This window comes from Maribacter sedimenticola (assembly GCF_900188415.1).
GTDB lineage: Bacteria > Bacteroidota > Bacteroidia > Flavobacteriales > Flavobacteriaceae > Maribacter > Maribacter sedimenticola.
This window is the reverse complement of sequence record NZ_FZNV01000011.1, coordinates 1-20,014: the sequence shown is the minus strand read 5'-3', so window position 1 is coordinate 20,014 and position 20,014 is coordinate 1. Positions and strand designations below refer to the sequence as shown.

Annotated in this window: 18 protein-coding genes; all 18 read right to left on the bottom strand. The window is 31.6% G+C overall.

Annotated features, from left to right (window positions below; all coding sequences use genetic code 11):
* Positions 1-1,159: 1,159 nt before the first annotated feature.
* On the bottom strand, positions 1,160-2,668 hold the full coding sequence (locus tag CHB68_RS17705; RefSeq protein ID WP_089263150.1) for a cadherin domain-containing protein: 1,509 nt from the start codon (positions 2,666-2,668) through the stop codon (positions 1,160-1,162).
* 219 nt (positions 2,669-2,887) lie between these two features.
* Positions 2,888-3,487, bottom strand: coding sequence for a toxin-antitoxin system YwqK family antitoxin (locus tag CHB68_RS17695; RefSeq protein WP_089263146.1), 600 nt, complete (start codon positions 3,485-3,487; stop codon positions 2,888-2,890).
* A 151-nt stretch (positions 3,488-3,638) separates the two neighbouring features.
* Positions 3,639-5,519: a DUF4365 domain-containing protein gene (locus CHB68_RS18680; RefSeq protein ID WP_143815233.1), complete on the bottom strand. Its 1,881-nt coding sequence runs from the start codon at positions 5,517-5,519 to the stop codon at positions 3,639-3,641.
* A 215-nt stretch (positions 5,520-5,734) separates the two neighbouring features.
* A complete protein-coding gene (locus CHB68_RS17685) occupies positions 5,735-6,292 on the bottom strand; it encodes a GNAT family N-acetyltransferase (protein WP_089263142.1) in 558 nt (185 codons plus the stop codon).
* A 227-nt stretch (positions 6,293-6,519) separates the two neighbouring features.
* Complete coding sequence (locus CHB68_RS17680) at positions 6,520-7,110, bottom strand: hypothetical protein (RefSeq protein ID WP_089263140.1); 591 nt, start codon at positions 7,108-7,110, stop codon at positions 6,520-6,522.
* Positions 7,111-7,369: 259 nt separating this feature from the next.
* Entirely contained in the window at positions 7,370-7,843 is a 474-nt protein-coding gene (locus tag CHB68_RS17675; protein WP_143815232.1) for a hypothetical protein, read from the bottom strand.
* A gap of 403 nt (positions 7,844-8,246) precedes the next feature.
* Positions 8,247-9,080: a hypothetical protein gene (locus CHB68_RS17670; RefSeq protein WP_245838981.1), complete on the bottom strand. Its 834-nt coding sequence runs from the start codon at positions 9,078-9,080 to the stop codon at positions 8,247-8,249.
* Positions 9,081-9,255: 175 nt separating this feature from the next.
* On the bottom strand, positions 9,256-9,621 hold the full coding sequence (locus tag CHB68_RS17665; RefSeq protein ID WP_089263134.1) for a hypothetical protein: 366 nt from the start codon (positions 9,619-9,621) through the stop codon (positions 9,256-9,258).
* Positions 9,622-10,026: 405 nt separating this feature from the next.
* Positions 10,027-10,944, bottom strand: a complete 918-nt coding sequence (locus tag CHB68_RS17655) for an AraC family transcriptional regulator (protein ID WP_089263130.1) — start codon at positions 10,942-10,944, stop codon at positions 10,027-10,029.
* 128 nt (positions 10,945-11,072) lie between these two features.
* On the bottom strand, positions 11,073-11,495 hold the full coding sequence (locus tag CHB68_RS17650; protein WP_089263128.1) for a hypothetical protein: 423 nt from the start codon (positions 11,493-11,495) through the stop codon (positions 11,073-11,075).
* Between the two features lie 247 nt (positions 11,496-11,742).
* Positions 11,743-12,522: a hypothetical protein gene (locus CHB68_RS17645; protein ID WP_143815231.1), complete on the bottom strand. Its 780-nt coding sequence runs from the start codon at positions 12,520-12,522 to the stop codon at positions 11,743-11,745.
* Between the two features lie 189 nt (positions 12,523-12,711).
* Positions 12,712-13,155, bottom strand: coding sequence for a hypothetical protein (locus CHB68_RS17640; RefSeq protein ID WP_089263124.1), 444 nt, complete (start codon positions 13,153-13,155; stop codon positions 12,712-12,714).
* A gap of 188 nt (positions 13,156-13,343) precedes the next feature.
* Positions 13,344-14,246 carry a hypothetical protein gene (locus CHB68_RS17635; protein ID WP_089263122.1) on the bottom strand — a complete coding sequence of 301 codons (903 nt, stop codon included), beginning with the start codon at positions 14,244-14,246 and terminating at the stop codon, positions 13,344-13,346.
* 359 nt (positions 14,247-14,605) lie between these two features.
* On the bottom strand, positions 14,606-16,318 hold the full coding sequence (locus CHB68_RS17630) for an ATP-binding protein (protein WP_089263120.1): 1,713 nt from the start codon (positions 16,316-16,318) through the stop codon (positions 14,606-14,608).
* Entirely contained in the window at positions 16,311-17,579 is a 1,269-nt protein-coding gene (locus CHB68_RS17625) for an SIR2 family protein (RefSeq protein WP_089263118.1), read from the bottom strand. Before CHB68_RS17625 ends, CHB68_RS17630 begins: the two co-directional genes overlap by 8 nt.
* Before the next feature lie 290 nt (positions 17,580-17,869).
* Positions 17,870-18,397, bottom strand: coding sequence for a hypothetical protein (locus CHB68_RS17620; protein WP_089263116.1), 528 nt, complete (start codon positions 18,395-18,397; stop codon positions 17,870-17,872).
* A gap of 65 nt (positions 18,398-18,462) precedes the next feature.
* Positions 18,463-19,152: a DUF4272 domain-containing protein gene (locus CHB68_RS17615; protein WP_089263114.1), complete on the bottom strand. Its 690-nt coding sequence runs from the start codon at positions 19,150-19,152 to the stop codon at positions 18,463-18,465.
* 247 nt (positions 19,153-19,399) lie between these two features.
* Positions 19,400-19,882: a hypothetical protein gene (locus tag CHB68_RS17610; RefSeq protein WP_089263112.1), complete on the bottom strand. Its 483-nt coding sequence runs from the start codon at positions 19,880-19,882 to the stop codon at positions 19,400-19,402.
* Positions 19,883-20,014 lie beyond the last annotated feature (132 nt).

The following is a 20,014-nucleotide window of genomic DNA, read 5'->3' as shown; positions in this document are numbered from 1 at the left end:
TTTTTCAGGACTTGCTTTTTATAAATGAAAAGTAATCCAAATCTATTGCTCAGAGAATTGTTTTAATTTTATATTTATAAAATCAGAAAGTAAGTCATCTTACTTTAAGTTCATTTAAATTATAATCAACAAATTGGTCAAAAGTTAAGTTTTTAAATTTATAAATGATTGATATATAATTAATTATAATGAAAAGTTGCAATTCTGCCACCCCGACCGAGAAAATCCAATCATTAAAGGGTTGGATTTTTTTGGAATCATTGCCTTTTTGTGTTTAAGGAACCCATTTGATATCACTAATATCACATAAAGTGTTTACGTTTGGGTGACTATTTGGTACTAAAAAGACGCTTAACCTCTTCCTCATTTACAGAATAGTAAATAATAGTAAATTTAGATTTAGCTTAAATATTATAAACCCGACGGTTTTAGATTTTTAAAGTACAGAATAACAGTATTTTATATGATTTAATTAGTAACCGCATACGCTACCGTATACGGTGAGCTTCAAAAGAAAATCCGCCGATTCTGAATGTAAATCATTCAATATCAACGGATTATTTGTAGCGAGAGGGGGGCACGATCCCCCGACCTCCGGGTTATGAACTCCAAGTTTAAACTTTTGTTTTCGGTTTTATTGGGCTCAACCGCTCTTAAATTATAAAATCGTATGCAAAAACGTATGCAGTTTTAGTTTTCTGTTAGTTAGCAATTTAGTAAAAAAACCTCGATGTTAGTGTTTCGTTTTTTTCTATGCATATTTTTTTTAAAATTATATGCATAGAGAATTAGAAATATGGACAGGGACTAAATTCTTAATTAGGTTATTCTTTTTTAAATAAAAGCTATAACATTTTTTATTAAAGACAAGTTCTTTGTAGATATTCAGCCTTCATTAATAAGTTTGATTTAGAGTGAAATCTATTTATATATAGATGGTGAAAAACCTAAAAAAAATCGGGACTTACGTCCCTAAGCGGACTTTTTATTTGAGTGAGAAAGTATGGTTGGGCTGAATTTGCTAACGTTCTCGGCTATGAGTAGTTGCGTGGGATAGTACTTAACTTTGCAAGTACACATCAAACTGAAAATTCGCGAGGATTTTCTGAAGTAGGCAAGAACAAGCAATTACTTATAGCCATTGTTAGCAAATGTTTTTTTATTCTGTACAAATTCCATTCATTAAATCTTCTTTTGTTGGGTTATAAGCATTACCATAAATAGAGTAATGACTATAGGGGAAATTTTCAAAAAAATTTGTCAACCCACAAAAATCATTGAGTATCGAATTACCTCCGATAGAAAAATGATAGTCTTCATATTCAGAAGTAATTCCTACTATAGTTTCTAACTTATTCAACCCATCCAAGTTCTCAAGTATACTATTATCATCAATTTTAATAACTCCGGCTACACTTTGAAGGTTGCTCAAAGCATTAATATTTTGAAAAACAGTATTAAAAATATATAGATGACCTCCTATAGCGGTAAGTTTATTTAGGGCATTCATATTGGGTAAGATAGAATTCGAGCTGATAGCTAAGTCACCATTTAAAGTAGTAAGGTTAGACAAACCATCTATATTTTCTAAAATCGGATTTTTAGATATAGTCAAACCTCCAAGTTGATTTATTTTTGATAAAGCATTGACATTTATTAACTTCTTATTCTCACCAATTCCTAAACCTCCGCCAACATAAGTTAAATTTTCAAAAACATTTAAATCACTCAAATTAGTGTTCTCAAGTATTAGGTTATACTTAACCAAAGATAATTGATTGAAAGTATCATAATTATTTAGCTCTGGTAGATTACTCAGAACTAAACTTCCATTTATTTCAGTGAATTTTGGAAAAAGACTTATATCAGTGAGATTTGGTAAAAAACGCAAGACTAAATCACCTCCTAAATAATTGAGATTTACTAACCCGTTGATATTAATTAAAATACCTCCAGATATATTTAGGTCTTCATCAATATTTTCAATTCCGTCTAACCCATCAATATTATTCAACTTATCATTACTGTCAATATATAAGCTTTTTCCGATACTTTTAATTCCCTTTAGTCCGTCAATATTATTTAATAATTTATTTCCGGAAATGTCCAAAGTACCAGTAATCAAAGTAATACTATTCAGCGCATCAACATTGGTCATATTGAATTCGGAATCCTGAAAATCATGAATACGTAAACTTCCGTGTATTTCTTTATAATTTTGGCTACCAAAGTGGTTTAATTCTTCTTGCGAACTTAAAAAAAGAGATCCATTAAATATTTCTATTTCAACATCTGTTAAAGTAATTGTAATCAATATTTCTTTTGAAACATTTGAATTTGTAAGTTTAACTGTTCCAGTAATTTCAGGGTTAGATTCATAGTTGAATAAAGTTTCATCTAATACAGTTATTTCTCCGTTTTCTGAATTAATGGAAAAAGCCCCATTTGGACTTTGGCTTACCAATGAATACGATATTTGGCCAACATTTGTAGTTGCTTGAATTTGACCAATAATTTCGCCAGATATGGGGTTTTCAGAAATTGTAATATTTAGGTTCGAAGATTCAATAGTAATTTGTTCTTGGATATTATCTTTATTTTCATCTTTGCTGCATGAAAAATTAATAATAAAAATTAATAATGTGAAAATTTCTAATAGTTTTTTCATTTTTTTTTTTAATGTTTGCTAACGGTGCGGCTATGGCAAGTAGGGCAGGCAAGGAAACTTTTCGTTTCCGTCTGCGCTCGTAGCCAAAGCTTTTTGTTTTGTAATTACTTTCATTTTTTAAATTGCCAAATCCAAAAGATTTGGCGGACATGGCAAACATACCCAAGCCTTTAAATATAGACCTTATGCCCTATTTGCTATAGGTATTGTTAGCAATAGTTATTTTTTTTCCGCTCGAATTGCTTCTCCATTTTCGTAATAAAGATACCCGTCAACATCTCCACTTATACTATCGAACATAACCCATCTTCCATCTTCTTTTCCGTTCACAAATATACCTTTTGAATGCATGTTCCCATTTTCAAAATAGCTATATACAGAATCTTGAAGTTGTCCGTTTTTCCAGTTTTCTAGGTTTTTGAGTTGTCCATTCGGATAATAGACTTTCCAAATTCCTTCTTTAGATTCATTTTCGACTTGTCCCAGTTCAGCTACTTGACCATTTTCATGATAGTATTTTACCTTTCCATTGGCAAGTCCATTTGTCCATTCAACCTCTTCTTCAACTTGACCATTTGGAAAGAAATATTTCATTTTTCCATTTACAAGTCCATCTTTAAATTCTGAATAGGACTGAATTACACCATTTTCATAACTTTCACAAGTCCCTGTGTATGGTTGATTGTTCAAAAACCAAGTTCCTTCATTGTTTTGAAATAGGTCATTGCAATCAACAACTCCTTCAGCAAGTTTTACTTTTTTTTCCTCTTTACAAGCGATGAATAGTAAAATCGAGATAATAAAAATTAGGTTTTTCATAATTATTGCTAACGTGTTCGTGTATGGTTAGTTGCGTTGGCTAGGTCTAAATTAGTAAAAGAAAACGAACCAGAGGAAAATCCGTAGGATTTTCCGAGTACACACAGACCAAGCAATTAATTATACACGGTGTTGTATGCAGTTTTTAAATTTAAATTATATCATCATCATCATCATCATCATCATCATCATTATCATAGAATAAGCCCGATGGGTCTTTTTCCTGTATGAATATCAAACTTTCTACAACATTCAAAAACTTATCTCCTAGAGAATGCCCTATTAAGTCTATTAATTCTTGCAACTCTGAAATAAAATCTTCTTTACAGTAGAAATATCCTGTGTTGACAAGCGCATTAATTAATTCAGTAGGCACTTCTTTATAGTTTGTCCAGATTATCAAATTTGCCCAAGACCTAGCATTTATTTTTGTTAGCAAAGCATCGATTAAACTAGAAACAAAAACCATTTTTATATTTTTTTTTTGTAAATATAGAGCTGAGTAATAAACCCAAACATCAGGATTTAGAGCATCAATATTAATTAGCATATCAAGATTACTAGGTTTTTGGAGCTCTTTTTCGCTAAGTGATTCTAAAATTTGATTCGATTTCTTGTTATCTCTTTTTTGGCTATTTATCCCGTAAAAATTAATTAATGCATCACATGCAGCAAATTTTAACGTTACCTCCATTTGTTTTTGGAAACTTTCCACGTTCAAGGAAAGAAAATCATCATAATAATGATTTGCATTTTCAAAATTACCTGAATAGAATTCTGAATCTCCAAGACTAGCTAATAGAAGAATGTTTTTAGGCTCTAATTCAATAGCTTTTTTATAAAATCTTGTACTTAGTTTAAAGCGGCCTAATCCAAATAATACATCTGCTAAATCACAGCAAAAAAAACCTATATTTAATAAACTAGGCGTTGTCTTTATAGCTTTATTGTAATACTCTAATGCACGGTTAAGAACTTTATTTCTTTTGTAATATGCTGCTAAAGCATAGAAAGCTCCTGATAAAAAAGTATCGTCTTGAGGATCTAAGCTATGTTCAATAATTTGATTAAAATAAGATGCCACTCTATCCTGTGAAATTAAGCCATCGCTAGATAGAGCAGTAATAGTTTGAAGCATATAAGCCCTTCTTACGTCTTTTGTTTTAAAAACATGATGAATAATCGCCTCAGTAAAATTATAATCATTTTCACTTACGATTAGTCTGGGCAATAAATATTCCAACATCCCATTTTGAGTAACTAATTCATCGAACAATTCATTATCATTTACGAACTTAATCATATCATCGTATTTTCGTGCATGATGTAACATAAGTAAAAGACCAATCTCAAAGTTTCTAAAAATTACTTCTTCGTTATCTATTGACTTTTTCTCAAATTTAATTGAACTGCCAAAAGAACCATAAAGAATTAATACTATTTTATTTTCCAGTAAATTTATTTCAACATCAGCCAAATATTTATCTCTAACTATATTTATTAGCGATATTTTTTTTGTAATCTTAGAGGATAATTTTCTTGCAATTCTCTTGGGGACATTTATATTATTAACAAAACCCTTTATTGGGAAGAAAAAGGAACCATCACTATATTTATTCTTTTTTAAAAGAAATGACTTTATATGATTTGGAGAATCTTCAGACCATAAATGGTGGTCTTGGAATTTAAGATTAAAACTTTTTTTATCAGAATCTATAGAAATAATGTTATGACGAAAAATCCAGTCAAAAAAGAATTCTTTACCTTTTGAATTATATCTAAAAATTGCTACCGATAAATCATATGAGACCAATTGTTTTATTTTAGCAATTGGCATTCTTAGTGATTTGTGGTCACTAATTTTTGAACTATCTGTTGCCTTTAACTGAATCCAAAAAACGATTCCAGTATATGTTCCATCGGAGTCAAAAATTTCGACTTCTGCATCCACCCCGTAGTCTTTAGGTTTTTCCCTAATAACCCATTCAGATGGAAGAATTTTTCTTAGTTCGAAAAAACTTTCCTCTTCCAATATGTGTGTTCGACTTCTCAACCAATTGCTCTTATTAATGCTTTAATAATTTCCTATATTCTATATTCTGTATTCTGTATTCTGTGTTTGAGTTTTAATTGCATACAACGGTTTTGTGTATGATTAGCGGCGTGTTTAAGCACCTAATTTAGCAAATAAAAACCAAATAGAAAATCCGCAAGGATTTTCGTAAGTAGGCGAGAACCAGCCATTAATTATACACGTTGTTGCCACACGTTTTTATTTATTCCGTAACAAATGTTTTTTTCGTATTCTGGATATTCTTTTAGTTCAGGATGATTAAATTTTCCCATTTTTTCCATTCCGATTTTTTTCATAACGTTTTCAGATTTCGTATTCTTCTCCGTACAAGTTGAGATTACGTTATTTAAATTCAGTTTGTTAAATGCAAATTCAAGACATTTTTTCGCTCCTTCGGTAGCAAATCCTTTTCCCCAAGCACTTTTTTTCAGTCTCCATCCAATATCCACAGCTGGAGTAAATTCAGTTTGATATTCCTGATAAGCTAAACCGATAAAACCAATAAATTCATTATTAGCCAGTATTTCAGTTGCGTAATAAGTGTGGTTGTGTTTTTTGTAATGTAGTTTTAGTTTCTCGAATAATTCCTCATTTTCCTTTTTTGTCAAGATTTTTGGGAAATGCTCCATTACTTCAACATCCGAATTCATTATCTCTAACTCTTTCAAATCGCTTTCTATCCAATTGCGAAATCCTAGTCTTTCAGATTTAAAAATGTATTCTTTTTTCAATTTTAGCGTGATTTTCTTAAATGTGTGGCAACGGTTGGGCTAAGCGTAGTGCGGAGGCAAGGAAACGTTGAGTTTCCGTCTGCGCACGAAGCTAAAGCTTATTGTTTAGTTTTATTTTTTTGTCCAAAGCTAAATCCATAAGATTTAGCGACTTCATAAATATACACAGACCTTTCGGTTTTGCCCTAAAGTCCGCATTACGTTTAGGCTTTGTTAGCAGCAGTTTTTTACCACACGCATGTCCAGTAAACAAGCTCTCTCTGCTTTTCATTTATAGCGATACCTCTTGAAAATCCATTTTTCCATTTAGCAGGAAGATTGTTATTTGAAGTAAGATATTCTTCTTCCATAAATTTCCCTGGTTTAGATTCAAGAACATATATTTCGTTATTTTCCGACAAGTACTTGCTGTTGGGTCCAAAATTGCCTTCGTAAGATTGAAAATTAGGAATAGGAATTCCATCTTCTTTTTTCGAATAATCTAAGGTGTCTCCAATAATTATCAATAAACTATCAGTTGGTTGATAAGAACGAATCTTGTTCAGGTTAAGTTTTTGATAGGTTTTGCTGAATTCAGATGAATCAACTTGGTGAGCATATATCATACTAGCCATTCCAGTCCCGTAAGCTCCCGCAGGAAATCCAATACTCAATTTTTTAATGTCTCTTAGCTCAGATGGGAAATGGTCTGTTAAACTAAGCCCAAGAGCTTTTCTTCCATCCATAAACTTGCTCAAAATTTCTTTTTCGGATTTCTGATTTGCATCTAGACATGAAGCGAAAAAAAGTACTATAATTATATAAAGTGTTTTTTGCATTCACGAAATTTTAAATTGCTGCTAACGGTTGGGCTAAGCGTAGTGCGGAAGCAAGGAAACTTTTCGTTTCCGTCTGCGCACGAAGCTAAAGCTTATTGTTTTGTTTTATTTTTTCTTGTCCAAAGCTAAATCCATAAGATTTAGCGACATTATAAATATACACAGACCATTGGTTTTAGGCCTAAAGTCCGCATTGCGTTTAGGTTTTGTTACCAACTGTTTTTTTCGCCCAAGTAGGCCGTGTCCATTGCGTTTAGCTTTATTTTTTCAATTTTTTTATCTTTTTTCTTAAATGCTTTTCCGAAAGGCCAACATATTCTTCTAATACTGGATTTTTATATTTGGTGTCAATTTGGACTACTTTTTTATAATAATTCAGGACATTATTAAGAGCAATAAGAGCCGATTCTATTTCTCTGGATTCGCCATTTATTTGATTCATGAATTCACTTAACATATAAATCATTGTAATTTCCTTGAAAAACTTATAGTTAGCACCAGAATCCATGAATTCACTTATTCCTGTAACTCTCATTTGAACTTCGGAATGATTTAAAGCCTGCCATTTGAATACACTGACCGATTGTTCTGAAAAAATGCTATCTGTTTCAATCTGAGGATTTTCAATTATCCAAGACAAGACTTCTTCCGCCTCTTTCGCGGAATTGACTTGGCTAAAGGTTGCCTTCGTAGATGTGATTATAAAGAAAAGTGAAATTAGTTTTATATTCATTTTTAATTCATTTTTTTTAATCCGTTCGAGTTGGAAGTCCATGGGTAAACTAGCTCAAAAGTCCATCTGCGTTCAGATTGTGTTGTACTTTAAAGTCCGTCCGCAATATTTTTCCAATTTCGTTTATTTTTCGAATCCGTTTTCGAGCTCTTTCGGCATAAAAATCCATTTTCTTCAAATTAAAGATTAGATTTTGCTGCATCTCCAAATAGGTGGTAACGATTTAGCTATGAACAGTACGGGAGCAAACTAGCGTTTACTTTCCGCCACGCACATAGCGAAATCTTTTGGTTTTGTTTTTTCTATTCCTTGTTTAAAGCAAAATCCCAAAGATTTTGCGGACTTCATAAAAATACACAAACCATTCGATTAAGCCTGAAGCCCGTATTGTTTATAGGTTGTGTTACCTGCCGTTTTTCTTTTCCACAAGTTCGGTCAATTTCAAATTTGTTTTACTTCCATCAATATTGGTATAGTCCAATTTCACAAATCCGTACTCAGGATTAAAATATGCGACTAATACCGTTTCTCCAATTCGGCTTTTGGCTTTGGATTCGATTACCAAGCATTCAATTTCGCCCAAGTCCGTTTTTAAAGTTCTTTTGTCCGTGATTTCATATTTATACTCATTTTCAATTTGACCTTCCCACATTTTCCAACGTCCGTCTGCCCAATGGTCTCCAATCCCCAAATTCCAAGTCCATTTGGTCCCTATCTTATATGGAGCTTTTATATATGGAAATGGATTTAGCTCTAAAATTTCAAAATATTTATCACGAGGTGGATGAATCCAAACATTAGCCTCATTTTCAATAGCTCCTGACATAGAATAACCTTTGTTGTTACCGCTTTTGTAAACTAAAGCGGTTTGGTTGTAATCAGGAATATGGTCTGCCATTGGATTTCCATTAGCTACTTCAATGACTACATATTTAATTGTCGTTGAATCTGTATTTTCGAATTCCACGAACTCCCAACCGCTGTTGTCATTGATGACCTTGAAAAACTTGATTTCTCCCGTTGGCGTTACGTGTTCGAAATTGTATTTAAAACTATTGCCTATTTTGTAGATAGTATTGTTGTGGTTGTATTTGTTTTCATCGACGATTGTTGAATCAAATTTCTCCACTAAAATTCCATCGTCGTCCACAATCAATCCATAATTTTTTTCGGCTGGTTTAATTTTTGATTGGCAGTTTGCAAAAGTTACGAAAAGTAAAAAAATTAAAATGTTCATCAATTTCATAAATTTGTTTTTAAATGGCAGGTAACGTTGTTGTATATGGTTTGTTGCGTGTTTTAAGCACCTAATTTAGCAAATAAAAACCGAATAGAAAATCCGCGAGGATTTTCGTAAGTATGCTAGAACTAGCAATAAATTATATACGGTGTTGGCAACTGGCTTTTATTTTTTAATGTTCCCAATGTTCTAATCTAAAATCAATTACAATTGAGTCTTTGTCAAATTCTACGTATAATTCTTTTCCTTCCATTGGATCTATGTTCCAACCATAATCAACCATTATTTCGTAAGTAATTTCGTTTTCTTTTTTAATTTGATAATTACCAGGTTCTCCTAATAATTCAATGACTTTTTTTAATTCCATTCCTTTTTCGAGATGATTTTCCATTAAGTCTTGGACCATATTTTCTCGATATTCATAAAATCCGTCAAATCTTTCATTCCATTTAGACTTGTCGAATTCCATTTCTTTTACTCCGCAACTTGAGAATAAAATTATGGTGATTAAAGTCAATATTTTGCTTAATATTTTCAATTTTTTAAAATCCGTTTACTATAAATTAAAAGTCCGATAAATGTCAGTCCACAAAGAATAGCTAAAATGTGAAATGTTTTGATTGCTTTACACAAGTCAATTCCAGAAACAAGAGAAATACAGTCAGTCAATTCACGTGTTTCGTATTTCAAACTAACCATAGAATTGAAAGCCATAAATTCAAATAATGGAATTCCGATTATTAATAAAATTATTGCAATTATGTAAATCGTTTTTCTCAATTATTTTCGGTTTTCAGCTTGTTGCCAACGTTTATGTATATGGGCCGTTGCGTGGTTTAGCACGAACCTTTCCAAGTAAAAAACTACTTCGGGAAATCCGCAGGATTTTCCAAAGTAGTACTGACCAAGCAATGGCTTATATACTGTGTTGTACAGCGTTTTTTTATTCTATTGGTATGCAAAAGTCAACAATAGCTTTCCTTTCAGGATGTTCATTAAAATTATTATAATAAATTTCGAAAGGTTCTCTATCGGCTTTCTTATATCCATTTTCGTTCATCCAAACGAATAATCCAGTCCACGACTTTTCAAATTCGTTTAATCCAATTTCAAAACTTCCAACAATAAATTTTCCAGCTTCTATTATTGTCAGTCCAATTTCTCCATTTGTTTCCACCGCCTTGTTAAGTAAAATCGAAGCACTCATTCGCACTTTGTTAGCTTCAGTAACTTTAAAACTGTCGTGATAAACCGTTATCATTTTTGTTTGGTCGTTTATTAATCCTTTTGGTGTTGCCCATTGCATTAATTTTCCATACGCATTTTCAAGGTTATGAGGACCAATACTTGATACATACGCCAACTCCATTTTTGGCATTTCTTTAATTTCAATTTTTGCGTTCATTTTTATCCAATTTTTAAGATTATTAATGACGCAAATGTATTTTTCATAGTCAGGATATTCTTGTCCGTTCTTGCTTTTAAGTTGACGAATCTTGCTAAATTTATTTGGATTTTGGTTTTTAAATTCAGTCGGGCTTACTCCAAAATACTTTTTAAATGCTCTGGAATAGGAAGAATTATCACTAAATCCATATTTATGTGCTATTTCAGTTGCTGTTATGTTTTTATGTAATAAATCAGATGCTGATTTTTCTATTCTTCTTCGTTTTACGTATTCATTTAGAGTTTCTTCTGTAACGAACTTGAAAACTCGATGAAAATGAAATGGTGAGAAAAAAGCAATTTCCGAAACTGCATTTAATGATAAGTCCGATTCCAAATTTTGGTCAATAAACTCAAAAACTCGGTTAATTCGATTTTTGTAATCAGCTTGTAATTTTTTGTCTGTTACTGTCATTTCTTAAATGCTGTACAACGTTTATGTATAAGAATAGTTGCGGGTTTGTATGCGAGGATTTTCCGAAGGAAAATCAGACGTTACAAACACGCAACGACCTTTGATTAAGCACTAAACCGCAATTATTTTTATACGGTGTTGTGTGTAGTTTTTTTCTTTTTTATTAATTCAGTTATTTTTCCGATTCCGAAAACAAAGAACGCAATAATTCCAGAAAAAAATAATCCAGTTATAAATGAAAAATTTCTTCCAGTATCACTTATCAGATTTCTCATTGCTTCTTGCTGTTCAGGCGTGATTTCATTTCCGCTAAAAAATCCGTCTTGATTTAAGTCAAACTTATTCGAATTCCATTGAGCATAAATGTCATCATAAGTTGCTCCTCCAACAATAAATAAGTAAAATAGAAAGAATACTGTCAAACTTATCCAAAACCATTTCAGTTTTCCGTTTCCAAATATTCGCTTTCTTTTCAAGAATATTATTCCTAAAATCAAAATTGAAATTATTGATGGAATTATTAAATGATATGGTAAAGTTATTTCGTTCATTAAATTTCTGTCTGTTTGGTCAAATTACACACAACGTTTTAGCTATGAACAGTACGGGAGCAAACTAGCGTTTGCTTTCCGCCACGCACATGGCGAAATCTTTTTGTTTTGTTTTTTCTTTTCCTTGTTTAAAGCAAAATCCCAAAGATTTCGCGACATTTTAAATATACATAGACTTTGGCTTTTAAAACCTAAGCCCGTATTGTTTATAGATTGTGTTAGCAAATGTTTTTTCCAGAGTGTTGATTTAAAGTCCAGATATTATTTCAGTAATCCATTTCCATATATTTCCCCAAGCCGCTTCCTCAATCCCAACTCCAATTAGCAACACTATTAATTTATTGTTTGAAATTAATTCCCAAAATCGTATCGCTAGAGACTTTTTTGCAAGTTGCTTTTCCGAAACCATATTTGCAGTTGTTTCAAATTTACTACTCGTTAAATCAGAATCTTGAATTATAGTACCTATTGTAGAATTAGGAAAATTATTGGTAATTACACTATCTGTATTTTGTCCATCAAGCCAATTAAGAAATTCATCCCAAGAGCCAATCTCTATTAATTTTGATAGATGTTTACGCTTACCGAAATCAGCAGCATATTTAAATCTTTCTACTTTGTTAATTATACCTAGATTGTTAAGTTTAGGGATTAACTCTCTAATTTCTTCTGGTCGGTCTTTAGTTATAGTATACGATTGTCCGTCCATAAGTTTTTTTAATACCGAGATAGTTTCTTCTTTCATTTCCAAGACAAAGTTATCTCCATTTTCCGTTTTTAAATATTCAATCCAGCCTTTCTCGCAAATTTTTTCGGATTTAATTGTAAGATGGCAGTTTTCTCCATTTCGCGTTATAAGACCATTTTGTTCAAGGTAATCAGCTAGCTGTTTATGCTGGTTATTACCTAAACTCCATAATTCTGTTTTTCCATCCACGTCTAAAAATCGCACGTCGTACATAGACTTTGAATTACTCTTACAAATAAGCCTTAGATTTAATTCGGTTAGTTGGTCTAAACGGTTCATTTAAATATTTGCTAACGCCTGAGCTAAGAGTAGTGCGGTTTTAGGGAAACAATTCCGTTGGCGCCATAGCCCTTAGCAAAATCTTTTTGTTTTGATTTAATTTTTCATGTCCAAAGCAAAATCCCAAAGATTTTGCGACATCATAAAAATACACAAACCTTTGGATTAAGCCCGAAGCCCGCATTACTTTTAGGTTTTGTTGTATGCAGTTTTTATTCCATAATATATATAAACCATTAGCCCTATAAAAACAATTGGTAAAACTAATAAATAACTTAATTGCCAGATATTTTCTCGTTTTCCGTATTCAAATATTACTAGTGAAATAGCAATTATCCAAATCAGTAAAGCAATCGAGTAAGCCGACAATGACTTTTTTAAATTCTTTTTGAACCGGTTCAAATCTTCATTCTCATATTCTCTACTCCCAAGACTTTCATGAAATCCAAATTCACCACTAAACATTGCGAAAACAAAAAAACTTGCGATAAATACCAGACATAATAATCTTAAAATAATAGTCCAATTATTCAAATCAGATATTACTTCTAATTCAGAAAATGATTTTTCAAATCCGATAATAAATGGAAGTATTAATATAGCAATTAACCAACCTTTATATTCAGACTTCATGTAGTTAATAATTTTCAACTAAGGGTTTGATTTTTAAATTGCATACAACGTGTTTGTGTATGGTTAGTTGCGTGGTTAAGCAACTAATTTAGTAAACAAATACGAACCCGAGAAAATTCCGAAGGAATTTTCCAAATAAGCACTTGCCAAAGCAATTAATTATACACGGTGTTGTGGTGTCGTACTTTTTATTCATTTATTCTTTCCGTTATTATTTTCCCAAAGTCAGTTCCTAAATTATCTAAAAGTCCAGAATGATGACAATAGTAAACAGTTCCGTTTTTTTCTTCCTCTTTGACAGCTAATATTCCATCATCAAATTCCGCTAAATGGAAGTAATTTCCATCGTCAAGTCCTGTTGAGCGTATTTCGGATATTCCGAGTATGCAACAATCTCCGAAATCAACTCCCTCGGATTGTTTAATAATATCTAGATATTCTATTGGTAACTTTGAGTCAATTCTCTTAATGTAATTCTCTAAAAATTCAGCTCTAATTGGTTCAAAAACTTGATTTATAGATTGAATATTATTTAGCTCTCCAAGAAGTCCATTAAATTTAGGAATTGAGTTAAGTTTTTCTTTTTTGAAAGTGCTTTGAGCAAAACTATTTGGGTCATTATTTATTTTCTTGCTTGTAATGCTTATTGTTGATGTTTTCATAATCGACTTTGGGTTTGGTCTGATTTTCCAGCCCCAAATTCGTCCGTCATAATTGTCAAATTCTATATGATATTTTTCGTCATTGGTTTTAAATCTAATTGTTGCGAGCTTGCTTTCGTCTTTTCTTTTATATCGCAAGTTATCAGAAAGTGGATTTTCGTTGTCTCCATATAGTTCCATTGACATACTTTTTTCCCAATACTGTCTCCATTTTCTTTTTGGTTCAAAATATTCAATTTGAGCTTTTAATTTAGTTTGAATCTCGGAATCAAAAAGTTCATAAAGTTCGGAAAGAAGATTTTTTTCCAAAGCCGTAAATCCCTTATTATTAAATTTCGGTCGTCTTCGATACGAAGCAATAAATAGAGCAAGAAAAATCAGTCCGATTATTCCAATTAAAACTCCTAATATTATTAAAATGCTCTTCATTCAGGTATGCACCACAACGGTTTTGTGTATGAAACGTAGCGTATAAATAAACGCTAACTTTTCGGATTTAGCACGAGCCAAATTTTTATTTTTTCTATTTATCTTTTAAATTTTAAATATACAAAAATAAAAATTTGGCGGACTTTATAAATAAGCAAAAACCTCTCGGAAAGCCTATAATAGCTATGTTTTATACACGTTGTTGTGCATAGTGCTTATCACGTTCTGCTTTGTTTTCTGATGTTTGTTATTTAGTTCAAATGTGAGCGTTGGCAAGACATACTCTTTTGCAATTTTTGGCTTGTGTGGTGGTTGTAGCGAATTGCGAATGTGTATGGCTTAGAGCGCTGGCATACTTGTTATTTATTTATATTCAATTTCGGTGTTCCTGAATTCGGCTCTTCAATCGGTTTTTCGAATTTCATAATAATGGGCATTGGGAAATCCACACCAGTTACAACTGCTTCTCCTTCTCCGAGAATAGGTAAGAAGTCTAATGTATTTTTATTAGCTGTACTACAAGCACTACTTATTGCTTCTTTGTCATTATAGTTAATAAGTCTATGAACTATAAAAGTTCCCATTTGACTTAAAGTACCTTTAGGGATATCTCTTGGCATTTGGGTAGCGATACACAAAAACAGTCCATATTTTCTACACTCTTTAGCTATTGAGTCAAATGCGTCTAGAGGTTTAGATTCAAAATATTCATCTTTAATTGATTTGTTTAAAAATTGGTGTGCTTCATCAATTAAAACAACAACAGGTGATTTTTCAAAATCTCTATTTCTAGCTTTATTCAATAAGTATTTTCCAATCGCATTAACCAATGTTTCTCTTACTTGAAAATCGTATTTGACATCTTTAAGATTTAATCTTAATAACTTGTCATCTTTATTGTCAACTGATATAAAGTCGTCAATCAAGTCAGTTATATCATTTTCTTTTTTTTCTTCTTGAAATCCGAATACTTGATTTAATTCTGGTGTATTACCTAAATTAGTTACTCTAGAAATTAAACTTACACAGTGAGATACATCATTATTTGAAATTCCGCTCCAAGCTGTTCCGTTGTCAAATACACATTCAGCCGAAATTTGTCTGGCTAATTTTGTAAAATCAAAATCTGCGGTACCGTTTTCGATTTTAGAAATATTACGATAATAAAATGCTTCGTAAGGCTTTTTAGGCGAATTAATTTTCTTAATAATTCCTTCATCAATGACAATTTCATCATTTTTGTGTTTTAGGTTTTCTCCTTTATTCAAAGCTGAAATTTTTAATGACCTAATTGCCTCCATTAGCTTAGGTGTTTGTGTTCTTGGTGAAGGTTTCAGCATAAAAAACAAATCGTCAATGGTTAATTGAGAATAATGAAAAACACTTTTTCCATCTCCAATATTTATATTTTTTAAACCTTCGTATTTGCCATTGTATTCTCCTGTCGCATCTATCAATATCGCTTTGTTACCTAACTTAATTAAAGATTCAATCAACTTGCTTACAGTAAAACTTTTTCCTCCTCCAGTTGTACCCACAACTGCACAATGTCTTCCAAAAATAGATTGTAAATTAACTTTTACATCAATATTTGGACTAGAAACTAAATACCCTAATTTAATTGCATTAGTATTTTCATCAGCCCTAACACCAAATCTGGACATATATTCTTGAACTAAATCTCCTGAACTCACAAAAACTTTAGCTCCAATATTTGGATAAGTGGTTAAGCCTTTTTTTACAGTTAATGGGTCATACAAATCAAATGATAAGAGAATTTCTATTTTACCTGATGGATGAAATTCACTAGTTTGAAATGCTTTTTCACTTAATGAAAGTCTTTCTGATTCAGGAAGTAATAACTCTGTTATTCTTCCTAAAAATCCGTATTTACTTCCCTCAATAACAACAAAACTGCCAACTAAACCACCATTAAATTCTTGACCATAATGAGTGAAACCATTTAACAATACAGAAGATGGAAAGTGGACTTTTACATATTGAGGAAGCACTTGGTTAATGTAACCAAGAAAATATTCGTGCCTGAAAGGATTAATCTTTTTGTTATCCATTATTTAAATTTATGGATTGGTGATTAAAGTTTTCATAGGTTTTTATTTCTGGATAATACTTTGCAAATTCAGTGAAAGATTCTGATGTCAATAGAATTCTTTCAGACTCTTGAGCTACTTTTTTAATTTCCTTCAAGGATGATGAAATATTATCCGATTCAAAACCTGGGTCAATGGAAGCAAGTCGAAATCCTGGATTTTGATTTAATGCCTCTTCAATTGCAGCATTTATATGTTTGTCATTAAAGCTATAACCAATACAGATTAATAAAGTATCATTATTCTTTCTTAGATTTCTTTGAAATCTTGCCATCATTTCGAAAAATGGTTGACCATAAGAATCTTCGTATTTAGCATCTCTTGGATAGACCATTAATGGTTTGTCTGGATTGTTATTTATTTTAACTTTTTGGTCAGAATTATCACGTTCCCAATTTAAAGAACCGTGTAGTTTATGAAGATGGAAAACTCGTTGAATAAAGTTGTCTTCTGCTTTTAATTTACTTCCTTCTCTTTGTACAATATCATAATCGAAATACCTGCCACTAAATGTTCTGGGGAATGTAAAAGAAAAACCATCAACAACAATCGCATTTACTTCTGTAGCTGCATATTCAAATAATAAGTCATAGTTGAGAGTGAAAATTTTAATTCTTGGATTTGTTTGTTTGCGTTGTAATAATTTTTCCAGAAAAGTTTTATGAGGAAAATTATCTGAAGGTGCCGGAATAGTACATTTATCTTTTATTAACTTGAAAATTTCATCTTTAATGTCAGATAGCTGTTTTATAGTTTCTCCAATTTTTATTTCTACATCTTCAATGAATTTACTGTAGCCTTCAATATGAGAAAGCAATGCTTCTAAGTTTTTCTCTTCTGACTTAAATTTTACAGCATCTCGTATAATCTTAAAACCGTCAATTTCTGGATTCTCCTCGGTTTTATCAATTTTATATTTCTTTTCTGTTTCTTCCCAAAGTTGCCACATTGAAAGTCCGCCAACGTCCATTGAAGAGCCAGCACCTGATAAAACTAGTAGATTTTTAAATGGTTTTTTGAAAAAGTCTATATATATATTTCTTTTCTCTTTATTAGCATCTGCTAATGTTGGTTTAACAGGATTACCCTCATCATTTTTTTTGCTAAATGGTTTTAGGTCATCAATGGATGTAAGTTCTCCTTTTTTAAAAACAGGATTTTTTACTTGAAGTTGATTTGCTTTTCCATTTAAGAGAATGTATTTCCATTTTTCTTCTTCCATTGTTGCAATTGGTTTTATTGTTTTGAGCGTTGGCAAGAAACAGCTCTTTTGGTTTTTTTAGCGTTGGCTTTTGTGCGGGCAAAAAACCAAATGTGCTGTTTGTGCGGTTGGCTTTTTTAGTTCAAATGTTCAATTTCAGCACGATTTTCGCATTATGCACAACGTTTAGTGTATGGTTAGTAAGGGATTGCGAGCTTCAAACCTATCAAGATACCACCTAAAAATGATACGGGTGATACCGCTCGAAAACCTCTGAAACCCTTATTAACTATACACATTGTTAGCACCAGTTATTTTTTTAAATATAATTCTTCGTAATTGAACTTTATTAAGTCGCTGGAATCGTTCCAATCTATTGCTATTTCAGAATCATCTCTAAATGGAAGTTTTACCACATTTTTTGACAATTTGTCTTTAATAACATAAAATGCAGTTTTTTCATCAACCGCGATAATAACTCCCTGATATTTTTGGCTTAATAATGAGTCTATAGATTTTAGTTCATTATTAGATATCTTATTTCCTCCTACAATTTGTTTACTTAATCTAATTGAATCAAATTTAGCAACGGAAATAATATCGTACTGAACAATCTCTATTTCACCTAGGTTAAGTGTGTCAAATGTTGTTGGTAAGTTATAAATTATAAATTTCGGACACAAAATCCCTTCAATTGTAATTGTATCAGGACGCGAATTAAATGAATCAAAACGGAAATACCCATCTAAATCAGAAATTCTTGAAATTGAATCTACAGAAATAGTTGCTCCAATTTGGGGTATTAATTGATTGACAGAGTAAGACAAAACTTTCCCCATTATCAACTGAGAGAACCCTTGATAGTAAGAGAAACAAATTAGAATTAAAAATAAATATCTTGTATTTATGTATCTGTTGTTATTTCGTCCCATTCGTCAGCATAAAATGTAATCCAATTTATCGCATAATGCCTTTCAAAAGCAATACTGCTATTTAGATTTGTAGGCATTTCTTTTCCATCCAAATCAGAGTTTCTGGTTGCCCAGTGCAGTCTATATGTTAAGTCTGAGAAATCAAGAATCTCAGATGTAGGTCGAATAATTGAAGAATCAATAAATTCTTTCGGGTCTTCTAAAAAGTCAGGAAGTTTTGAAATAATTTCTTCAATCTCCACTTGCTCAATAGGTAGTTCTATTCTTTCAACTTTGTTAATTGTCCATAATAAAATCCATATAGCCTCAGAACGCCATGAAATATTAATCATTTCTTGATTTGTCAATTTTTCTTTTTGAAACAATTGTTTTTCATCAGGAGATACTTTATCCCATAAAGTATGTGACTTTAGAAAATCAATTACATTTTCCTTTTCCTCAGGAACCTCAGATATATAACTCAAATAAGTTAAGATTAAAGCTCTTTCTGCAATTTCTTGTGGTTTCCGAATCTTTGCCTCATTTTCTTCTTCAATTTGAGGTAAGTGATTAATAAATGGAATATTCAAAGATTTTAGAAGCTTCTCAGTTTCTATTTTCCGTTGTTCTGCTGTTTTTAATCTTTGTGGATTATTGTTCTTTAAAAAATTAAAAATTCTCATTATTAAGCTATGTTGTATCGTTTGCGCATAATTGGTGCTAACGTTTTAGCTAAGCGTAGTGCGGAGGCAAGGAAACTTTTCGTTTCCGTCTGCGCACGAAGCTAAAGCTTATTGTTTGGTTTTATTTTTTCTTGTCCAAAGCTAAATCCATAAGATTTAGCGACTTCATGAATATACACAGACCTTTCGATTAAGCCCTAAAGTCCGCATTACGTTTAGGTTGTGTTGTACACCGTTTTTATTCCGTTCAGAAGTTTTCAAATCCTTTTTTTATGTACCTCAAATTGAAAATCGCTTGCTCCTCCATTATTGACGATTTAAATACTCCCTCAAGAATTACTCTCATTTCCTTACCCAATAAAACAGGGTCATTTGTCCACTTTACGAATTTGGCAAAAGTCCTAATAGGTGTTTCTCCGTGCATTTCGTCCAATTCCATCATTTTAATGCCAGATTCTTGATAGTTTATGTAATTCTCATTTTTCTCAATTCCCTTTCTATCTAGAACAAGGAATATTACAAAACCATTTTTGAAATTGGTCTGATTTACATTGAAAAGTTCAAACCAAGATGGCACAAATTTTAGTGGGTCAACTTGAAGTATTAAATCGTTTTTATATATCAATTCCAGATGAACTCTTCTTTTTGAGTTATCTTTTATGAACTTGTCTACAAATCCAGTCGCACTTTTCGGTTTTAAAAAATTTCTCAAAAATTTCTGAATCTCCATAGATTTTACTGAATATTATTTTTTTTCAAATGGTGTACAACGCCTGAGCTAAGCGTAGTGCGGTAGTAAGGAAACTTTTCGTTTCCGTCTGAGCACGAAGCTAAAGCTTATTGTTTAGTTTTATTTTTTCTT

What these genes read in the sequence shown, in the direction of transcription:
- CHB68_RS17705 (WP_089263150.1), bottom strand. Translation starts at nt 2,668, where the DNA reads ATGAAAAAACTATTAGAAATTTTCACATTATTAATTTTTATTATTAAT.
- CHB68_RS17695 (WP_089263146.1), bottom strand. Translation starts at nt 3,487, where the DNA reads ATGAAAAACCTAATTTTTATTATCTCGATTTTACTATTCATCGCTTGT.
- CHB68_RS17680 (WP_089263140.1), bottom strand. Translation starts at nt 7,110, where the DNA reads ATGCAAAAAACACTTTATATAATTATAGTACTTTTTTTCGCTTCATGT.
- CHB68_RS17675 (WP_143815232.1), bottom strand. Translation starts at nt 7,843, where the DNA reads ATGAATATAAAACTAATTTCACTTTTCTTTATAATCACATCTACGAAG.
- CHB68_RS17670 (WP_245838981.1), bottom strand. Translation starts at nt 9,080, where the DNA reads ATGAACATTTTAATTTTTTTACTTTTCGTAACTTTTGCAAACTGCCAA.
- CHB68_RS17655 (WP_089263130.1), bottom strand. Translation starts at nt 10,944, where the DNA reads ATGACAGTAACAGACAAAAAATTACAAGCTGATTACAAAAATCGAATT.
- CHB68_RS17650 (WP_089263128.1), bottom strand. Translation starts at nt 11,495, where the DNA reads ATGAACGAAATAACTTTACCATATCATTTAATAATTCCATCAATAATT.
- CHB68_RS17645 (WP_143815231.1), bottom strand. Translation starts at nt 12,522, where the DNA reads ATGAACCGTTTAGACCAACTAACCGAATTAAATCTAAGGCTTATTTGT.
- CHB68_RS17640 (WP_089263124.1), bottom strand. Translation starts at nt 13,155, where the DNA reads ATGAAGTCTGAATATAAAGGTTGGTTAATTGCTATATTAATACTTCCA.
- CHB68_RS17635 (WP_089263122.1), bottom strand. Translation starts at nt 14,246, where the DNA reads ATGAAGAGCATTTTAATAATATTAGGAGTTTTAATTGGAATAATCGGA.
- CHB68_RS17630 (WP_089263120.1), bottom strand. Translation starts at nt 16,318, where the DNA reads ATGGATAACAAAAAGATTAATCCTTTCAGGCACGAATATTTTCTTGGT.
- CHB68_RS17625 (WP_089263118.1), bottom strand. Translation starts at nt 17,579, where the DNA reads ATGGAAGAAGAAAAATGGAAATACATTCTCTTAAATGGAAAAGCAAAT.
- CHB68_RS17620 (WP_089263116.1), bottom strand. Translation starts at nt 18,397, where the DNA reads ATGGGGAAAGTTTTGTCTTACTCTGTCAATCAATTAATACCCCAAATT.
- CHB68_RS17615 (WP_089263114.1), bottom strand. Translation starts at nt 19,152, where the DNA reads ATGAGAATTTTTAATTTTTTAAAGAACAATAATCCACAAAGATTAAAA.
- CHB68_RS17610 (WP_089263112.1), bottom strand. Translation starts at nt 19,882, where the DNA reads ATGGAGATTCAGAAATTTTTGAGAAATTTTTTAAAACCGAAAAGTGCG.